Annotated in this window: 15 protein-coding genes; 7 read left to right on the forward strand and 8 right to left on the reverse strand. The window is 67.5% G+C overall.

Annotated features, from left to right (window positions below; genetic code table 11):
* Nucleotides 1–20 precede the first annotated feature (20 nt).
* From M2163_RS03125 to M2163_RS03135, 3 genes are read left to right on the forward strand one after another with little or no spacing between them, the layout of a single operon-like run.
* Nucleotides 21–983, forward strand: a complete 963-nt coding sequence (locus M2163_RS03125; protein ID WP_280893030.1) for an NmrA family NAD(P)-binding protein — start codon at nt 21–23, stop codon at nt 981–983.
* Nucleotides 980–2152 carry an acyl-CoA dehydrogenase family protein gene (locus M2163_RS03130; protein ID WP_280893031.1) on the forward strand — a complete coding sequence of 391 codons (1173 nt, stop codon included), beginning with the start codon at nt 980–982 and terminating at the stop codon, nt 2150–2152. Before M2163_RS03125 ends, M2163_RS03130 begins: the two co-directional genes overlap by 4 nt.
* Before the next feature lie 22 nt (nt 2153–2174).
* Nucleotides 2175–3284: an acyl-CoA dehydrogenase family protein gene (locus tag M2163_RS03135; protein WP_280893032.1), complete on the forward strand. Its 1110-nt coding sequence runs from the start codon at nt 2175–2177 to the stop codon at nt 3282–3284.
* Nucleotides 3285–3308: 24 nt separating this feature from the next.
* Here M2163_RS03135 and M2163_RS03140 read toward each other — a convergent pair whose 3' ends face one another.
* Nucleotides 3309–3722, reverse strand: coding sequence for a hypothetical protein (locus M2163_RS03140; RefSeq protein ID WP_280893033.1), 414 nt, complete (start codon nt 3720–3722; stop codon nt 3309–3311).
* A 361-nt stretch (nt 3723–4083) separates the two neighbouring features.
* Here M2163_RS03140 and M2163_RS03145 point away from each other — a divergent pair, with 361 nt between their 5' ends.
* Both M2163_RS03145 and M2163_RS03150 read left to right on the forward strand, forming a co-directional pair.
* Nucleotides 4084–6414, forward strand: coding sequence for a LuxR C-terminal-related transcriptional regulator (locus M2163_RS03145; RefSeq protein WP_280854618.1), 2331 nt, complete (start codon nt 4084–4086; stop codon nt 6412–6414).
* Between the two features lie 90 nt (nt 6415–6504).
* A complete protein-coding gene (locus M2163_RS03150) occupies nt 6505–7194 on the forward strand; it encodes a GntR family transcriptional regulator (protein ID WP_280854617.1) in 690 nt (229 codons plus the stop codon).
* 7 nt (nt 7195–7201) lie between these two features.
* Here M2163_RS03150 and M2163_RS03155 read toward each other — a convergent pair whose 3' ends face one another.
* From M2163_RS03155 to M2163_RS03185, 7 genes are read right to left on the reverse strand one after another with little or no spacing between them, the layout of a single operon-like run.
* Nucleotides 7202–8125 carry an enoyl-CoA hydratase-related protein gene (locus M2163_RS03155; protein WP_280893034.1) on the reverse strand — a complete coding sequence of 308 codons (924 nt, stop codon included), beginning with the start codon at nt 8123–8125 and terminating at the stop codon, nt 7202–7204.
* Nucleotides 8122–9852: a class I adenylate-forming enzyme family protein gene (locus tag M2163_RS03160; RefSeq protein ID WP_280893035.1), complete on the reverse strand. Its 1731-nt coding sequence runs from the start codon at nt 9850–9852 to the stop codon at nt 8122–8124. Before M2163_RS03160 ends, M2163_RS03155 begins: the two co-directional genes overlap by 4 nt.
* On the reverse strand, nt 9849–10103 hold the full coding sequence (locus M2163_RS03165; protein ID WP_280893036.1) for a hypothetical protein: 255 nt from the start codon (nt 10101–10103) through the stop codon (nt 9849–9851). Before M2163_RS03165 ends, M2163_RS03160 begins: the two co-directional genes overlap by 4 nt.
* A 2-nt stretch (nt 10104–10105) precedes the next feature.
* On the reverse strand, nt 10106–10639 hold the full coding sequence (locus M2163_RS03170) for a flavin reductase family protein (protein ID WP_280854613.1): 534 nt from the start codon (nt 10637–10639) through the stop codon (nt 10106–10108).
* 11 nt (nt 10640–10650) lie between these two features.
* Nucleotides 10651–11391, reverse strand: coding sequence for an ABC transporter ATP-binding protein (locus M2163_RS03175; RefSeq protein WP_280893037.1), 741 nt, complete (start codon nt 11389–11391; stop codon nt 10651–10653).
* Nucleotides 11388–14207, reverse strand: coding sequence for a branched-chain amino acid ABC transporter permease/ATP-binding protein (locus M2163_RS03180; RefSeq protein ID WP_280893038.1), 2820 nt, complete (start codon nt 14205–14207; stop codon nt 11388–11390). Before M2163_RS03180 ends, M2163_RS03175 begins: the two co-directional genes overlap by 4 nt.
* 39 nt (nt 14208–14246) lie before the next feature.
* Nucleotides 14247–15548 (reverse strand): ABC transporter substrate-binding protein, encoded by a 1302-nt coding sequence (locus tag M2163_RS03185; protein ID WP_280893039.1) that lies wholly within the window; start codon nt 15546–15548, stop codon nt 14247–14249.
* Nucleotides 15549–15899: 351 nt separating this feature from the next.
* Here M2163_RS03185 and M2163_RS03190 point away from each other — a divergent pair, with 351 nt between their 5' ends.
* Nucleotides 15900–16463: a cupin domain-containing protein gene (locus tag M2163_RS03190; RefSeq protein WP_280854608.1), complete on the forward strand. Its 564-nt coding sequence runs from the start codon at nt 15900–15902 to the stop codon at nt 16461–16463.
* Entirely contained in the window at nt 16460–17122 is a 663-nt protein-coding gene (locus tag M2163_RS03195) for a nitroreductase family protein (protein WP_280893040.1), read from the forward strand. The genes M2163_RS03190 and M2163_RS03195 overlap by 4 nt, the downstream gene beginning before the upstream one ends.
* Nucleotides 17123–17139 lie beyond the last annotated feature (17 nt).

Raw genomic sequence — 17139 nt, forward strand, 5'->3', positions numbered from 1 at the left:
TGTCATTCATGGAGGAGCAGATGAGCGAGCAACGAACCGGTCCGGCGGCCGACGGCCCGGTCCTGGTGGTCGGGGCGACCGGAAAGCAGGGCGGAGCGGCTGCGCGAGCACTCCTGGCCGCCGGAGTCCCGGTCCGTGCGCTGGTGCGCGACCCTGACTCCGAGCGCGCCAAAGCACTCGCGGACCTCGGGGCGAGTGTGGCGGTGGGTGACCTCTACGATGCGGACTCACTGATTCAGCCGTGCACCGGGGTCCGGGCGGTCTTCTCCGTACTCAGTCCGGACATGGCGCGTCCAGAGGCTGATGCCGAGCGGACCCATGCGCGCAACCTCATCTCGGTGGCGGCAGCAGCCGGGGTACGGCACTTCGTGCAGACATCGGCGTCCGGTGCCGGTCACCACCTGACGGCGCCCGGGTGGAAAGAGGGGCGCTGGCAGCAGTCGTACAGCGATCTGGTGCCGCCGATCAGTGACTACTGGGTCAGCAAGGAGGAGGTCAACGACCTTGTCCGCAAGGCCGGTTTTCCCGTCTGGACCATCCTCTACCCCGCTACGTTCATGGAGATGTTCCTGCGCCCCTCGGTCTACTTCGAGGGCCGTACGAGCAACCGTCTGATGGCCGCCGTCGATCCGGAGACGACCTACGCGCTCATCGCGGTCGAGGACATCGGCCGCGCGGCGGCCGCCGCCATCCTGGAGCCCGAGCGGTTCCACGGTGTCGAGCTGCAACTGGCGGGCGACGTGCTCACCTTCATCGAGATCGCGGAAGTGCTGTCGCGCGCCTGGGGTGAGCAGATCCTCCCGCCCGAGCTGCCGATGACGGCCGAGCAGGCTCTGGCCAAGGGAATGGTCGCACCCATCGTGCAGGCGAGTGAGTGGAACCGCGACGTGGGCCAGCCCGCCACGCCGGAGCAGTTCAGGTCCTTCGGGGGCAAGCCGCTGAGCCTCGAGGCGTGGGCGCTGGCCCTCGCTGCGAGCCGATGAGCGCCGCAGACCAGGTCGAGCGGCTGACCCGTCGCCTGCTGGAGCGGTATCCGCCACAGACGACGGGCCGGACGGCGTTTCTCGCCGCCCAGTACGACGCGGGGTTGACCTGGGTGCACCATCCCGCCGGGCGCGGGGGACTCGGCGGAGAACGCGATGCCCAGCGCAGGGTGTTCGAACTACTCACAGCCGCCGGCGCGCCGAACCTCCAGGTCGAGAGCAGGCTGGCCTACTCGATGGGCGCGCCGAGCGTACTCGAGTGGGGCAGCGGCGAGCAGCAGGAACGCTACTTGCGGGCCATCGCGACGGGGGAACGCTGGTGCCAGCTGTTCTCCGAGCCGGGTGCTGGCTCGGACCTCGCCGCGATCGACACCCGGGCCGTTCGCGAGCAGGGCGGCTGGCGCGTGACCGGACAGAAGGTCTGGACATCCATGGCCGCCTCGTCTCAGCGGGGCATGTTGCTGGCCCGCACCGATCCGGCTCAGCCCAAGCACCGCGGACTCACCTACTTCGTGCTCGATCTGGCGACTCCGGGGGTCGAGATCCGGCCCTTGCGCCAGATCACCGGCGAAGCGGAGTTCAGCGAGGTCTATCTGACCGACGTCCTCATCCCCGACACCGACCGCCTTGGCCCGGTGAACGCGGGCTGGAAAGTCGCGATGTCGACGTTGATGAACGAACGTGACATGTTCGGCACGAAGGCGGCCGAAAGCGGTCCCGTCGAGCTCGCGCTCGCCCTGTACCGCGAGAGAGCCGGCGGTGATCCTGACCTCCGAACGAGGATGGTGCGGCTGTGGCTGCGCGGACACGTCCTCCGTCTGTACGCCGCTCGCGCCGCCAGACGGTCGACCGGGACGCCTGGTCCGCAGAGTTCCGTGAGCAAGGTCGGTTTCGCCGAACTGAACAAGGACGGCTACGAACTCTGCCTGGACCTGCTCGGCGACGAGGCGCTGCTCTACGACACCTATGAACCCGACGAGCTCACGGCACCCTCCGGAGCGGGTGCCTCCCAGGACCCGCGCAGGCTCTTCCTGCGCTCCCGGGCCAATTCCATCGAAGGTGGGACGACAGAGATCATGCGCAACATCCTCGCCGAGCGAGTGCTTGGCCTGCCCGCTGAGCCGAGGGTCGACAAGGACCTTCCCTACTCCTCGCTCCGGCGTGGTTAGCTCGCCGCCGACCGCGGCCGGCGTGGACGAGCCGGACGAGCTGCGCGACCTCCGCTCGACCTTGCACCGGATGCTGGCAAGCACGGCGCCCGAGTCCGTCGTACGTGAACATCTCGATTCGCCCGAGGGATTCGACCGTTCGGCATGGACACGCCTGGCCACGGAGATCGGGGTCCAGGGGTTGGCCGTGGCAGAGGAGTACGGCGGCGCGGGCTGCGGGATGCGCGAGCTGGCGGTCGCCGGCGAGGAGCTCGGCTACTCGCTGTTTCCCGGCCCGTTCCTGTCCACGGTACTGCTGGGCGCGACGCTCATAGCCCGGTCGCGGGACGCTGCGACGATGCAGGCTCTGCTCCCCGGGATAGCCGACGGTTCTCTTGTCTGCACGCTCGCACTGCCTCAGCACGGCGCGGGCTGGGATGCCGACGCCACCACCGTGACCGCCGTCTCGGAAGCGGGCACGTGGACATTGACCGGGACCATCGACCACGTCCTCGACGGCCAGGTCGCCGACGTCATTCTGGTCCCGGCTCGCCACGACGGCGTGATCTCGGTGTTCAGGGTGGACGCGAACAGTCCATCGGTCGAGGTCCGGCCGGCCCTCTCCATGGACCAGACGCGACGGTTCGCGCACGTCGATCTGACCTCGGCGTCCGCCCTGAGGATCGGCGCGCCGGGGTCGGCTCGGCAACTCCTCGCGGACGCCGGGGCGGTCGGCTCCGTCGGCCTGGCCGCCGATCAGATGGGGGGCGCGCGGCGGATGCTCGAGGTCACCGCCGACTACGCCCGGACCCGCTACCAGTTCGGGCGTCCGATCGGTTCGTTCCAGGCCGTGAAGCATGCCCTCGCGAACATGCTCATCAGCACCGAGCTCGCCCGCGCCGCTCTCGACGACGCGGTGCGCGCAGTGGACGAGAAAGCGCGGGACATGGGCACCGCGGTAAGTGTCGCGAACATTGTCTGCTCCGAGGCCTACTACGACGTCGCGGCAGCGGCGATCCAACTGCACGGAGGTATCGGCTTCACCTGGGAACACAGCGCTCACCTCTACTTCAAGCGCGCGACGGCTGACCGTTTTCTCCTGGGCACACCGGCCCACCACGCGCAGCGACTGGCGGGAGCCCTGGAACTGTGAGCCATGTGAGGACGCACGCGCCACCTACGAGGTCCGGGCGAGCGAAACAACCGGGAGTTCGAGGCCATGACGGGTGAGCTCGTGGACAAACCTGCCGGTCAGCTCGGCGGCGCTGGGCCGTGCACCTCCCGTGTCGCCCGGGTCGAGGTGAATCGTCCCGAACCGCTCATGGAGCTCGTCGTACAGACCGTCGAGCTGGCGGATCCGGAGGCGCCGGCTCGCGGAGCGCCAGCTTCCCGCCTGCCCCCGCCGTCCGGCGCCCGGTCGGGTCGTGAGCAGGACAGCGCCCCGGCGCGAGAGCACCCGGGCGCAGTGCAGCAGGTGCGCCCTCGTCGCGGCAAAATCCCACTGCGGATCACGCACGTCGGCCAGCCCGGCAGCCAGGCACACCAGGTGCGGCCGCTGGGCGACCGCGACGCGCAGCTGGACCCGTCGCACGTCGTACGTCGTGGCCCCTGCGCTTCTCGCGTCGCACCAGGAGAGATCGTGAGCTGCACCGATGACGCGCGCCAGCATCTGGGGCCATCCCCTGCCCATGGGCCCCCTCGACCGCAGGGTCGCACCGTCACCCATGACCGCCAGCCGGACATAGCAGCGATCCGCTCCCGTCTCAAGCCTCCTCCTGGGCGCTCCGATGGTCAGGTGCGGCGGTTGATAGCTCATCCCTGTCATGTGGAAACCCCTGACGTCGTGGCGGGCGTCACACCCGGTCCAGGTCAGGGTCACCGGTCCCGATGCTCCAGTAATCCCTCGATCTACCTACATGCCTACCTATGGTCTCCCCCGCTACGATCGGCTGATGGGTCGATCCGCCCACCGCACCGACGGTGACTCGTTGCCCGCCGAGGTCACTACCTTCGTGGGTCGCCGACATGAGCTGGGCGAAGCCCGGAAGCTGCTGTCCACGTCGCGGCTGGTGACCCTGACGGGTCCCGGCGGGGTGGGCAAGACCCGGCTTGCGATGCGTATTGGCGATCAGGCACGCCGTGCATTTCCTGACGGAGTGGTGCTGGTCGAGCTGGCCGAGGTCCGCAGCGCCGAGCTCGTGCCGCACGCTGTCGCCCTGGCTCTGGGCTTTCGCGACGAACCCTCCGGCTGGAGTGCTGAGAACCTGGCCGAGCGGCTCGCACACAAGCATCTGCTGCTGGTCCTGGACAACTGTGAGCATGTCATTGTGGCCTGTGCCCTGCTGATCAGGCGAATCCTGACACGCGCTCCCGAGGTGCATGTCCTCACCACGAGTCGCGAGGCCATGAAGATCGGAGGTGAATACACCTATGCCGTTCCACCACTCCCTGTCCCCACCTGGAACGTAGATTCCCGAGCTGCCGACCTGGCGCAGTACGACGGCGTGCGGTTGTTTCTGGACCGGGCGCAGGCCCGAGCACCAGGCTTTGTCATGACCGAGAGAAACGCGCCGCACGTCGCTCAAATCTGTCGCCGCCTCGACGGAATCCCCTTGGCGATCGAACTGGCCGCCGACCGCGTACGCGCCCTCCCCGTCGAACAGATCAATGCACGCCTCAGCTCCCGGCTGCGGTTGCTGACGACCGGCGATCGCAGCGCCTCCGCACGTCACCAGACCCTGCTCGCTTCCATCACGTGGAGTTATGACCTCTGCTCGCAGCTGGAGCAGCTCATGTGGGCGCGCCTGTCGGTGTTTCCGAGCAGCTTCGTCGTCTCCGCCGTGGAGTCTGTCTGCACCGGCGACGCCTTGGCCGCGGACGACGTCGTCGACCTGCTGACAGAACTCGTCGAGAAATCCATCCTGACGCGAGAGGAGGATGCCGGCCCCGAGGCCCGGTACCGGATGCTCGGCACCCTGCGCGAGTTCGGTCACGAACGGCTCGTCGAGTCGGGCGGAAGCAGCTCTGTCCAGGAACGGCTGGTTGTGTGGTCCGCGGGCCTGGCGAGGCGATATCGCGAGGGCTGGTTCGGACCGGGCCAGCAGGAGTGGTCATCTCGCCTGCGCACTGAACACCAGAACGTCGCATCCGCGCTGGGCTTCGCCCTGGACGCACGGGACCCGGCTCAGGCGATGAGCATCGCGTCCGACCTCAATCTTTACTGGGTGACGGCCGGCCTGCTGTCAGAAGGGCGCCACTGGCTGCGGCGCGGCGTCGAGGAGTCCGAGCCGGGCACCCCAGGTCGAGCCACCGCCATGCGCTGGCTCGCCTACTTCTCCTTCTACTTGGGGGACGCCGACCTCGTGCCTCAGCTCGTCGCCGACGCGATGAGTGAGCTCGGGCCCGAGCCCGCCCCCGGCGATCTGGCATACCTACGGTTCGTCGAGGGAATGGCCCAGCTCGCCGAGAGCGATCCGCACGGGGCACAGGCGCCGCTCGACCAGGCCCTCCGCCTGTTCGCGTCCACTGACGACGACGTCGGAAAGGCACATGTCCTCCTTGGCTACGGCCTCACTCAGTGGTTGTGCGGGGATCTCGCGTCGGCAAAGGCACTCCTCCAGGAATGTATGCGGCTCACCGGGCAACACGTGGAGAGCACGTTGCATTCAAGTGCCCTGATGAACCTCGGCATGGTCGTCTGGGACGCAGGCGAGCCAGCCGCGGCCGAGGCCATGGTGCTCGAAGCCCTTCAGCTCAAGGTGCACGACGAGGAGCTGATCGGTCAGGCGATGTGCCTGGACGCGCTGGCCTGGTTCAGTGTCAGCCAGGATCCTCAGCGTGCGGCCACCCTGGCCGGATGCGCCGAGACCGCGTGGCGGCGCAGCGGGGCCTCCATCGAGACCGTCAGCGCCTTGAGCAAGTTCCGCGATGCCTCGCTGGAGCAGTTGCGCGCCAAGTTCCCTGATCGCGTCCTGGCCTCGCTGATGGCCTCGGGTGCAGAGCTGTCGTCAGCTCAGGCACTGGCCTACGCCACGGGCATGCAAGAGCGTGGCACAGGGAGCGGCGACCACGCCGAGGTGTTCCGTCCCCTGACCAACCGTGAGTGGCAGGTGGCGCAGCAAATCGCCGACGGGCTCGGGAATCGGCAGATTGCGGGCCGCCTCGCCATCTCGCCGCGTACCGTGGATGCCCACGTCGCTCACATCCTCGAAAAGCTCGCCTTCAGCAGTCGGGCCCAGGTCGCTGCCTGGGTGGCAGAACGGCAACGCGAGCCACGCGGCTGACGGCCTGCTACTGCGCCCAACCGCATCCACTGCGCTGACATATGCTGTATCGGACACGATACGTGAAGTCGTCTGGAGGGTGTGTGTTCGATGATCGAGCGACCTGAGAACCTGACCGATCTCGTTTTCGCCGCGATTCGCAAGCGAATGATCGATGCGAGCCTGCCGCCGGGCAGCTCGGTCAGTGAGGCGATGCTTTCCAAGGACCTGAAAGTCAGCAAGACCCCGGTCCGCGAAGCGCTGCTGCAGATGCGCCAGATCGGCCTGGTGGCACCGTCGGGTCGTGGTCTGCGCGTCGTGGTGCCGACCGCTCGCATCATCCGCGACGCCTTCGAGATGCGTGCGGGCCTTGAGGCGGCGGCCGCACGCTACGCCGCGGACCGCGCCACCCGGGAGCAGAAGAACGAGCTGGTGGAGCTCGCGCAGGCCTCCGCCGGGGTGGCCGATGATTTCGAAGCATTCCGTGATGCGGACACCGCTTTTCACCAGGCCGTCGCTGCGGCCGCGGACAACGCGATGCTGCACAAAGCGGTGGAGGACGCCGTGGTGCTCACGCAGGTTCTGCGCCAGCGGGACGTGCACGTCGAGCGGGATTTCGCTCCGGACAGCAGGGAGCACATCAGAATCGCGCAGGCCATCAAGTCCGGTGACAGTGCGGCTGCTGCTGACCGCCTCTCCGAGCACATTCTGCGGATCATGGAGCAACTGCTCGAAGCCTTCGGAGGGAAGGCGACCAGTGCGCGTGGGCTTCGCCCCGCTGGGCTGCGCTCGCCCGCCTGAGTGCTGCTCAGAGGAACCCTTCGCCACGCGCCGGACCGTCACGCCACTCGAGAGCGGCTTTGAGGCCGCCCTCTCGAAGCCGTTGCGAGAAGTCCCGGGCACCGGGCCTCAGCGCTCCGCTGAGCGAGTGCATGGCCCACGCCTGATGGAAGTGGGTTCGCATGCCCATGATCTCGTAGGCCTGGTTGAGGGACTCCTTGTTGGCGGCGAGCAGTGACGGCGCGATGTGGCTCATCGCGCGCAGCTCACGCATCGTCTGCTCCTCAAGCTCCTCGGGAGGAAACGACTTGGCGACCCATCCCATGGCTGCCGCTTCGGCGCCCGTCACGCTGTTCCCGGTGAGCTGCAGGTACTTCGCCTGGGCCATGGTCATCTTCCACGGGAAGTACGGGATGTCGGGCGAGGTCATTCCGCGCACCGGCGGATAGCCGATCTGGGCGTCATCGGCGACGAAGGCGATGTCGCACAGGGACATCAGCTCGGTCCCTCCGGCAAGGCAATGGCCGTGCACCATGGCGACCACCGGTTTCAGTAGCTCCCAGACGTTCATCCAGTCGCGCAGGCAGCTGCGCGCCCACTGGTCGGTCCAGCCGTCGAACTCCTCGGCGTCGATCCACCGTTCGGGTCGGGTTCCGTCGTCCCAGTAGGCCTTGCCCTCTGCCTCTCCGTTCTCCGGATCGGGTCGTCGTCCGGTCGACAGGGCATAACCACCGGAGAATGATGGTCCGTTGGCTCGTATCAGGACAACGGTGACGTCATCGTCGCTCTCGGCTCTCCTGAGCGCGTCAATGAGTTCACGGCGCAGCCGGAACGTGAGCGCGTTGCGCCGTGCAGGCTGGTTCAAGGTCACGGTGGCGATCCGGTCCGCGACGGAGTAGAGGATCTCCTGATACTCGGCCGCGGCTTCGCCGGCCTTGGAGGGTGTAGTCATGGCTGCTCCTCGCGTGCTGCATGCGCTTCGAGCCTGGCCCGGAGCTCGGACTTGAGTACCTTCCCCGCCGCGTTGCGCGGCAAGGGGCTGGTCAGGACGACCACCACGGCGGGGACCTTGTAGGCAGCGGCTCGCCGGGCGACATGGCGCTGGAGTTCTGCCGGCACGATCGCCGACCCGGCTCGCACCTGCACCGCCGCCGCCACCTCTTCGCCGAGGATGTCGTGCGGGATACCGAAGACCCCGGCGTCGACCACGTCCGGGTGGGTGGCGAGCAGCCCCTCCACCTCGGCGCAGTAGACGTTCTCACCACCGCGCAGGACCACGTCCTTGATCCGGTCGACAATCCTCAGGAACCCCTCGCCGTCCACGGACACCAGGTCTCCGGTGGCGAACCAGCCCTCGGCGTCGCAGAAGGATTCGTCCGGCTGGTTCCAGTAGCCCCTTGCCAGAGTGGCCCCCCGCATCCAGGCCTGGCCGACCTCGCCCGGGCCGGTGTCGGACCCGTCGGCGGCCACCACCCGGATCTGGCTGACCGGAAACGGCCGCCCGACCGCGTCCGGCCGGTCGAAGAAGTCGGCTGAGGCGATGCCCACCATGGGACCCGTTGTTTCGGTGAGGCCGTAGCCGGTGCTGGCCAGGACCTCCCGCCGGAACTGGCGCCCGATCCGTTGGATCTGGTTGCCGGGCGTGGGTGCACCACCGGTTCCGATCTGGCGAAGACTCGGCAGCGTCGTACCCCTCGCCTCAGCCTCGTCGAGCAACTGCCGCACCATCGTGGGGACACCCGCGAAACCATCGAGGCCAAGACTGTCTATGAGGGCTACGGCCGTTGCGGCGTTCCATCGGCGCATGAACACCAGGTGATGCCCGCGCCAGGCGGCGACGTAGAGCTTGGGAAGGTTGGAGATGTGAAACAGCGGGCCCCCGACGAGGGCCTGCGCGGGGGTGCGCACGGGCCGGACCGGTTCCGACCGGGCGCGGTTCGTCGCTGCGTGAAGGGCCCCCTGGTAGAGGATGTTCATGAGTGCGGTGGTGTGGGCACGATGTGTCGCGACCACGCCCTTGGGCTGTCCGGTCGTGCCGGAGGTGTACATGATGGTGGCATCGTCGTCGGGCGAGATCGCGGCAGCGAAGGCGCCGAGGTCGGCGACGGGACCCGCCACGATGTCGTGCCAGGCCAGATCTCCCGAGTGCGCCTTCGGTTCCGCTTCGACCACGGCGCGGAGCGCCGGCAGACCAGAGCGCTGCTCGCCGACGAGCTGAGCGCGCTCACCGTCGGCGAACAGCAGGCAGGCTCCGCAGTCGGCCAGCGAGCGGGCCAGCTCTTCCCCGTTCCACCAGGAATTGAGCGGCACGGCTACAGCGCCGAGACTGGTCACGGCCGCGAACGACAGTGCCCATTCGGGGTAGTTGCGCATGGCGATGGCAACGCGGTCGCCCGGACGGACTCCGTGATCGACGACCAGGCTTCCCGCGATGCGACTCACCGTGTCGGAGTAGTGCGACCACGTCACCGTGCGGTCCTCGTAGGAGAGGGCCGCGGTGTCGCCCCACGACGCGGCTCGTCCGAATACCTCGGCCAGCGTCGGGGGCGCGTTCCGGTAGACCGTTGTCGGGACGCCGCGCACCGGCACTGTCGAGGTCTCGAAGTCAGCACCGGGTGCCACCAACGCGGCCTCGATCGCAGCGCGTGTCCCCACGGTTTCGGTGCGGGCGCCAGTCACGGGCCGACCATGGTCACGGCGACAATGCCACCTGCAAGGCGGCCACCGGACTTCTCGACGACCGACAGCGGTTCGGCGACCGGGTCCAGCGCATCCGGCGCCAAGGATGCTGGCGGTGCGATCGGCTCCCTGCGGGTGGCGATGCTCTCGGAAATGAGCGTGCTCCTCACTCTCGGGTCGAGTGGCAACCAGATTTCCCCGGATCTGCCGATCGGGCCAGTGTTCGGTTCCGTCGGACTGAACGTCCGCATGTTCAGGTGATGTCGGCCTCGCCGAGCGGGCTCAGAGTGGCGAAGGCGCTCTCGTGAAAGACGAGCGGTGAGACGTCGTAGGAGAGGCTGAGTGCCCGGATCCGGAGCAGCACCATGGTGTGGTCTCCAGCCGGTGTCTCACTTTCGAGTACGCAGTCGAAGCGCGATACCGAGTTGGCCAGGAACACCGCGCCGCCTTCTGTGACGTTGCCGAGATCGATGTTCGTGAAGCGGTCCCCCTCGCGCGCCGCCAGCTGGCGGGCCTCGAGCTGCTGGTCGGAGGCGAGCACGCTGACACCGAGTGAGGGAAGTTCACGGAGCACCGCCCAGGTCCGCGAGCTGTTCTGAACCGCCACACCGATCAGCGGCGGGTCGAGCGAGACCGGGATGAAGGCGCTGATGGCCATCCCGACCGTCTCCCCCTCGGGTGTCGTGCCGCACAGCGCCACGACACCACTCGGAAAGGTGCCGAACGTACGACGCAGTACCTCGGGGGTCGGATGCGTGTCGTTGATGTAGGGCGTGTCCCGGGTCATCTCCGAGCTCCTCATACCAGTCCCTCGGCAATCGCCGCGTCGATGCTTGGCTTCTCACCCAAGTAACTCGCCTCCAACAGCTCCGCGTCCCGCCGGAGCTCGGAGGCTGTGCCTTCCGCGACCACCGAACCGTGAGCCATCACGTATCCGCGGTCGGCGACCGTCAGCGCGGCGAGGATGTGCTGCTCGACCAGGAGCACACCCATCCCCCGATCGTCGGCGATGCTCCTGACGATCGGGAGCAGTCGCTCGACGATGATCGGGGCGAGCCCCAGGCTCATCTCGTCGAGAAGGATCACCTGCGGGTCGGCGACCAGGGCGCCTGCGAGAGCCAGCATCTGCTGTTCACCGCCGGACAGCAGTCCGGCGCGCCTGCCCATCAAGCCGGCGAGCACGGGGAAGTGACCGAGAACGTCATCGATGGAGACGCCTGAGCGGCGGTGTCGCCGGAGGCGGAGATTCTCCGCGACGGTCAACCGGTAGAACAATCCGCGCCCTTCGGGCACGAGAGCGAGTCCGCGGCGTGCCACGACGTGGGCGGCCGCGGGGGCCGGTTTGCTACCGACGTGCACGGCACCGCCCAGTTTCGGCAGGGCACCGGCGATGGTCAGCAGGCTGGTCGTCTTGCCGGCTCCGTTGGCTCCCAGGAGACACACGACCTCTCCCGCCGCGACGGTCAGGTTGAGGTCGCGGACGACGGGCAGCTTCCCGTAGCCACAGGTGAGATCTTGGGTTTCGATGAGTGCAGTCATGATCCCACCTCTTCCTTTCCGACGGGGGCGTCGTCTGCCTCTTCTGTCGTCTCGAATGACTGGTTGCCCAGGTAGGACTTGAGGACGAGTGGATCGGTGCGCACCGCTTCAGGGGTGCCGGTAGCGATCTGCTTGCCGAATTCGATGACGTAGACGCGGTCGCAGACGCTCATCACCAAGTGCATGTCGTGGTCGATGAGCAGGCAGCCGACACCGGTGGCCGCGATCCGCCGCAACTGGTCGCCGAAGGCGAGGCTCTCGGTACTGTCCAAGCCGGCGGCCGGCTCGTCCAGCAGCAGCACCTGCGGTTCCATGGCCAGTGCCCGCGCCATGCCCACCGCCTTCTGCCTGCCGAGCGGCAATTCGGAAGGTTTGCGATCTGCGACGTCGGTCAGCGACATGAGGGCCAGAGCCCGCTCGACCGGAGCAGACGCCGGGGTGGTGGGCCGCACGCTGTCGCGGAGCATGCCCAGGGCTTCGTTGCCCGTCTCATTGGCGACGCGCACGTTGTCGCCGACTGTGAGGTCCTCGAAGAGTTCACTGGCCTGCCATGTCCTGACCAGGCCACGTCGCGCGCGTTCGTGCGCCGGCTGCTGGTCGAGGCGGTCCCCTGCCAGGTCCACCTCTCCAGAGCTGCGGGTGAATCCCGTCAGGGCGTCGACGAAGCTCGTCTTGCCGGCGCCGTTGGGACCGATGAGACCGACGATCTCACCGGCACGCACCTCGATGTGCACGTCGGACACTGCTTCGACACCGCCGTACCTGACCGTGACACCCCGAGCGGAGAGCGATACGTCTCCGATCTGCCGGGGGGTCTCCGCCATGGCCGGGCTGCTGTCGGACTCGACGGACTGTGCCATGGGCTTCGCCGGGGACTTGTGAGGCGCCAGACGGGCCCGTGCCTTCTCGTAGTCCGACCGGGTCTTGCCCGCGATGCCGATCGGGTTGAACAGGACCGTGAGGATGAGCGAAATGCCCGTGATCAGCATGTAGTAGCTGCCCAGGTGGAGATTGCGGTCCATGAACACATAGACGATGCCGAGGCTCGCCGACACCCCGGCGAGGGCGGCGCCACTGACGCTGGTGATACCCGACAGGTACGCCACTGCGAGAAACGAAAGACCGATGAACACCCCGAAGGAATCCGCCGACAGCTGACCACGGCTGTAGCCGATGAGGCCGCCGCCCAGGCCCGCCAAGAAAGAGGAGGCCGCGAACGCTGCGAGCTTGACTCTCGGAACATTGATGCCGATGGCTGCGGCGGCTCGCTCGTTCGACCGGATCGCCAGCATTGTCCTGCCGGTGCCTGCCCGCATGAGATTACCGACGCAGATGGACGCCACCACCACGATGACGAGGACCATGACACCGAAGGGCAGCCGCGCGATGTCCTGGCCACCGCGCACCGAGAGGTTCCACCCGAAGAGAACCGGGTCGGGAATGAGGTTCGCCGTCGCCGAGACGATCTTCGGGTTGGCCAGCACGAAGTCCTGGAGCGTGAGCGCGGCCGCCAGCGTCACCACGGCAAGTTGGGCACCGCGGATGCGCAGCGCCGGGATGCCGACGAAGACTCCCGCGACGGCCGCGAGAGCCGCCGCGATGAACAGCGACAAGGGGAACGGCACCGAGTCACCGAGCTTGGACAGGACGATGCCGGCGACTCCTGCGAATGCCGCCTGTGCGAGAGAGATCTGACCGAGCAGTCCGGTCAGCAGCACCAGGGAGAGTGCTATCAGTGACACGGCCAGGCTGGTGATGACACCGAAACGGTAGGTACCGGACGTCAGGGCGAGGGCGGCAAGTCCGACGGCCGACCACACCGCCACCATATGAGGACGGTTGCGTGGGACCAGCACGGCCGGAAGCGAGGACCTGACGTCGTCTCCACGGGTGGGAATCGCGCGGCCCAGCACGAAGAGGGCTACCACGATCACCAGGAAGGGCACCACGTTGGTGAGCCCCTGCTTGGCCCACTCCGGCCACCAGTCCTTGGTCTGGCTGAGGTACTGGAGAATGGACTGGACCACACCGAGCGTCAAGGCTCCGACGAGGCCGACCGTGAGCGAGCTCAACCGGGCGACGAGCGCACCTGCCAGCGCAGGGACCACCAGCAGCGGCATGGTCGAGGGGGAAAGGGTTCCCGTGGCGGGTCCGGCCAGCACCAGGATCAGGGCGGTGAACATGGAGGAGACCGTCCAGGTGACCAGACCGGTGACCGTGGGCGACAGCCTGGCGAACCCGGCCGCCCGCTCGTTCTCCGCGGAGGCCTGGATGGCCAGACCCATCCGGGACTTGCGGAACCAGAGGGCCAGCCCGACCGACAGCGCCACGGCGATGCCGACGAGCCAGAGCCGGTCCTTGGCGACGTTGACGCCGGCCATTTCCACTGCGCCCTGTGGGAGGGTTACCGATCGCAGCAGCGGAACCGTCCCGTACTTGAGCCCTACGACGGCCTGCAGTGTGAGCAGGATCCCGACGGCGGCGACCACCTTCGCCAGGGGAGGTGCTTTGCGCAGCGGCCTGGAGACCGCCAACTCGGTCAAGGCACCCAGGAGTCCGGCAACCGCCACCGCGATCGCGACGGCCAGCCAGGTGGGCGTATCCCCGACGTCGAACGAAGGAAGCCATGGCACCGGCAGTGTCAGTCTTCCTTGCTGCAGCTCCTCGTAGACGTACATGGGTACCGCGGCCATCGCCGCGGCCGCGAAGTTGATCATGCCTGTGCCCTGGTACGTCAGAACGACCCCGAGCGTCAGAGCGGCATACACCGCTCCGACACCCAGGCCGAGCACGAGGAAGAGGAGGATTTCGCTCACTGTGTGGCTCTCGCCTTCTCGCTCGAAGGACCTGTCCCGTTACGGCAGGACCGCGGACATGTCGACAGGCTGGTCAGGCAGCGGCTCCAGCACGCGGTCCTTGCCCGGGGTGGCGTAGACGTTCCCGAAGCCGCAGGCGGTCGTGCCGGGCCATGTCGCCGCGGAGCAGTCCCATCCGTTGAGGCGGAAGGGTTCCCGTTCGCCCTTCCACGTCCTCAGCCCGCTGTGAACGGCCTGGGCCGTCAGCGGGCTGGTCTTGGCACCGACGTCGCGAAGCAGCTGACCGGCCATGAGCGCGGTGTAGAAGCCGGTCTGGCGCTGGGTCACGCTGCCCTTCTTCGGCAAATTCGAGGTGTACGCCTCGAAGATGTCGAGGTCCTTCTTCACCTTGGCCGGAGGGTCGGCGAATTCGGGAAGGTAGTACGGGGCACTGAACAGGACCTTCTGGAGTACGCCCGGGTCGAGCTGCGGGATGATCTCCGTGTTCGCCCCGGCGGTGATGTAGCCGCTGAAGCCCGCCGACCGGAACGCGGGCACGGCGGCCAGGCCTTCGGCGGCGACATAGGTGCTGATCGCATCCGGTCCCCAGGCGAGGACCGTCGCCGACTGAACCGTCCAGTCGGACTGGGCCGGAACGTAGAACACCTTCGTCGTGAGCTTCAGCTTGGTCGCAGCAGGCTCGATGACCGAGCGGTAGGTGTCGTGACTCGCCGGGTTGTCCACCAGGACGACGGCGACTTTCGAGGCGCCGAGCCTTTGCAGCTGGACGAGGTTGGCCGCGTAGCCCTCCTGAGCCGACCCCTGCATGAAGTAGGCGTCACCAACGGCTGAGTTCATGCCCGGGGTCAGGGGGAAGTTGCCCAGTTCCGCAACGCCGGCGGACTTCAACACGGGAATCATGGCGTCGGCGCCGAAATCGGCGCCCTGCACTGCCAGCACGGCCTTCTGCTCGACGAACTGGTTGGCGCAGTTCACCGACGCCTCGGGCGTGCCGTCGGTCTTGCAGTTGATTGTCTTGAGCGGATGGCCGTCGATGCCACCCAGTTGCTCGTTGATGTACTTCACGCCGGCCTCGAAGCCGAGACGTACATCGGCGAGCGAGATGGCACCGCCCTCGAGATTGTGAAAGCCGATCGTGACCGGGGTCTTCGATTTGTCCGCGGCCTTGCCGCCTGTCAATGCCGCCTTCTGGGACGCCGAAGCGGATGAATCCGACTCACTGCCGGAGTCACTGCTTCCACAGGCGGTACTCACAGCGAGCAGGGCGGCGAGAACGAATCCCCCCGCGAGCTTGGATGTTCTCACTGTGTCACCTCTCGGTTGCGCAGGCGGTCCCGCCACCTGCTCCAGCTGCGGGTGCGATTGACATCACCCGCCGGGTGGAGCGGCACGATACATGAGATATCGTACGTCGCAATAGAGTCGAGCGGAGGATTCATGAAGACGCTTCGTGTAGCTCGTGATGGCCGGGGCTGCCCCCGGATCGAGTCCCTGTCCCTGCCGTTCGTCACTCCAGGTCCCACCGCTACCGACGCTGACCGTGAACTGGCTTCTGGACCCGGCAGCATGTCCGCTGTGCGGCAGGTGCGCTCAGCGGCAGTTCCTCCGGGGCCGCTCGAGACGGTCAGCGGCGACAGCGCGCGCCGGCTGTTCTTGGTGGTCTCAGGAACCCTCCAAGTGATCGTCCCCGACATGCGGGCCAGACTTGGCGCCGGTGACGTGCTGTTCCTTGATGTCCCCGGTCCGCTCGAAGCACCTGTGCACATCCGGGCGGCGTCCCGCTGTTCCTACCTTGAGGTCGAGGTCGAACCGGCCTGGCTGCCCGTCGGCACCGTGCCGCCGTCCCTCGACGAAGGCCGCCGGACGGCATATGGGTCGCCCCGCCTGCTTCGCCTGTTCTCCGACGGCGAGGTCGCGCACCTGTCGCCCTTCGACGACCTCTTCTCGGCTCCGGCCGAGAAGACGCAGCAGGTCAACGCGCTGAGCTTCGTGTGCCTGTCACCGTCCATGAGCTCCGACTGGCACACCGAGCCGGGAACGAGTCTGCTCGTCGTGCTCGCCGGCGGGTTCGAGGTCGAGGTCGGCGGAAACGGCGGCCGGCGGACCCTCAGGGCGGGCGACGTCTGCCTCGTCGAGGACTTCGAGGGGCAAGGGCACAAGAGCTCGTCGGACGGCGAGACGCGTTTCGCGGTCCTGGCTCTCCCCGAAGGCCACCTCTGGAGGCGCGACAACCGAGCCGAGGAGGCAACGGCATGACCGATCGGATCGATCTCTTCGAGGCCCTGGAGAGCTGCCGTTCGATCCGGCGGCTGCGTCCCGATCCGCTCCCCGACGAGCTCCTGGAGAAGCTGGTCCACTACGCGACCCGCGCTCCGAGCGCGGGCAACAGCCAGCTCTGGAAATTCCTGGTGGTCACGGCACCGCAGGACCGCCGCTGGTTCCGGGACATGCTCGTCGAGGCTGTCGGCCACCGGTTCCCCGAACCGGCGCCCGCCGACACTTCAGCAGCCGCCAGAGGGCAGCGCCGGTACCGGCAGTTCATCTTCGACTTCGATCAGATCCCGGTCCTTGTCCTGCCTCTCATCGAGAACGCGTTTCCCAACCGGGACAACCCCGATGTCCGCTTCGCGTGGTCGTCGATCTACGCCGCGACGCAGAACCTGCTCCTCGCGGCCCGCGGTCTCGGGATCGGGGCGGCGATGACCACGAATCACCTGGAGAACGAACCTGCCGTCCGCGAACGCTTCGCCATCCCGGCCACGTTCCACATCGGCGCCACCATCCCCCTCGGTTACCCCGTCGGCCGCTACGGCCCGGTGACCCGTAAGCCGGTCATCCCCACCATGTACCGTGGACGTTTCGGTGCGCCTTGGACCACGGGACCGACGGATGCCTCTCAGAACGAGCCCACCTGAGTGAGATACCGTATCTG

It is taken from the genome of Streptomyces sp. SAI-135, from assembly GCF_029893805.1.
In the GTDB taxonomy this organism is placed as follows: domain Bacteria; phylum Actinomycetota; class Actinomycetes; order Streptomycetales; family Streptomycetaceae; genus Streptomyces.

Bases quoted from the DNA above. Each gene is read 5' to 3' on its own strand.
- M2163_RS03145 (WP_280854618.1), top strand. From the start codon at position 4,084: ATGGGTCGATCCGCCCACCGCACCGACGGTGACTCGTTGCCCGCCGAG.
- M2163_RS03175 (WP_280893037.1), bottom strand. From the start codon at position 11,391: ATGACTGCACTCATCGAAACCCAAGATCTCACCTGTGGCTACGGGAAG.
- M2163_RS03130 (WP_280893031.1), top strand. From the start codon at position 980: ATGAGCGCCGCAGACCAGGTCGAGCGGCTGACCCGTCGCCTGCTGGAG.
- M2163_RS03150 (WP_280854617.1), top strand. From the start codon at position 6,505: ATGATCGAGCGACCTGAGAACCTGACCGATCTCGTTTTCGCCGCGATT.
- M2163_RS03190 (WP_280854608.1), top strand. From the start codon at position 15,900: ATGCGGGCCAGACTTGGCGCCGGTGACGTGCTGTTCCTTGATGTCCCC.
- M2163_RS03125 (WP_280893030.1), top strand. From the start codon at position 21: ATGAGCGAGCAACGAACCGGTCCGGCGGCCGACGGCCCGGTCCTGGTG.
- M2163_RS03155 (WP_280893034.1), bottom strand. From the start codon at position 8,125: ATGACTACACCCTCCAAGGCCGGCGAAGCCGCGGCCGAGTATCAGGAG.
- M2163_RS03170 (WP_280854613.1), bottom strand. From the start codon at position 10,639: ATGACCCGGGACACGCCCTACATCAACGACACGCATCCGACCCCCGAG.
- M2163_RS03165 (WP_280893036.1), bottom strand. From the start codon at position 10,103: ATGCGGACGTTCAGTCCGACGGAACCGAACACTGGCCCGATCGGCAGA.
- M2163_RS03195 (WP_280893040.1), top strand. From the start codon at position 16,460: ATGACCGATCGGATCGATCTCTTCGAGGCCCTGGAGAGCTGCCGTTCG.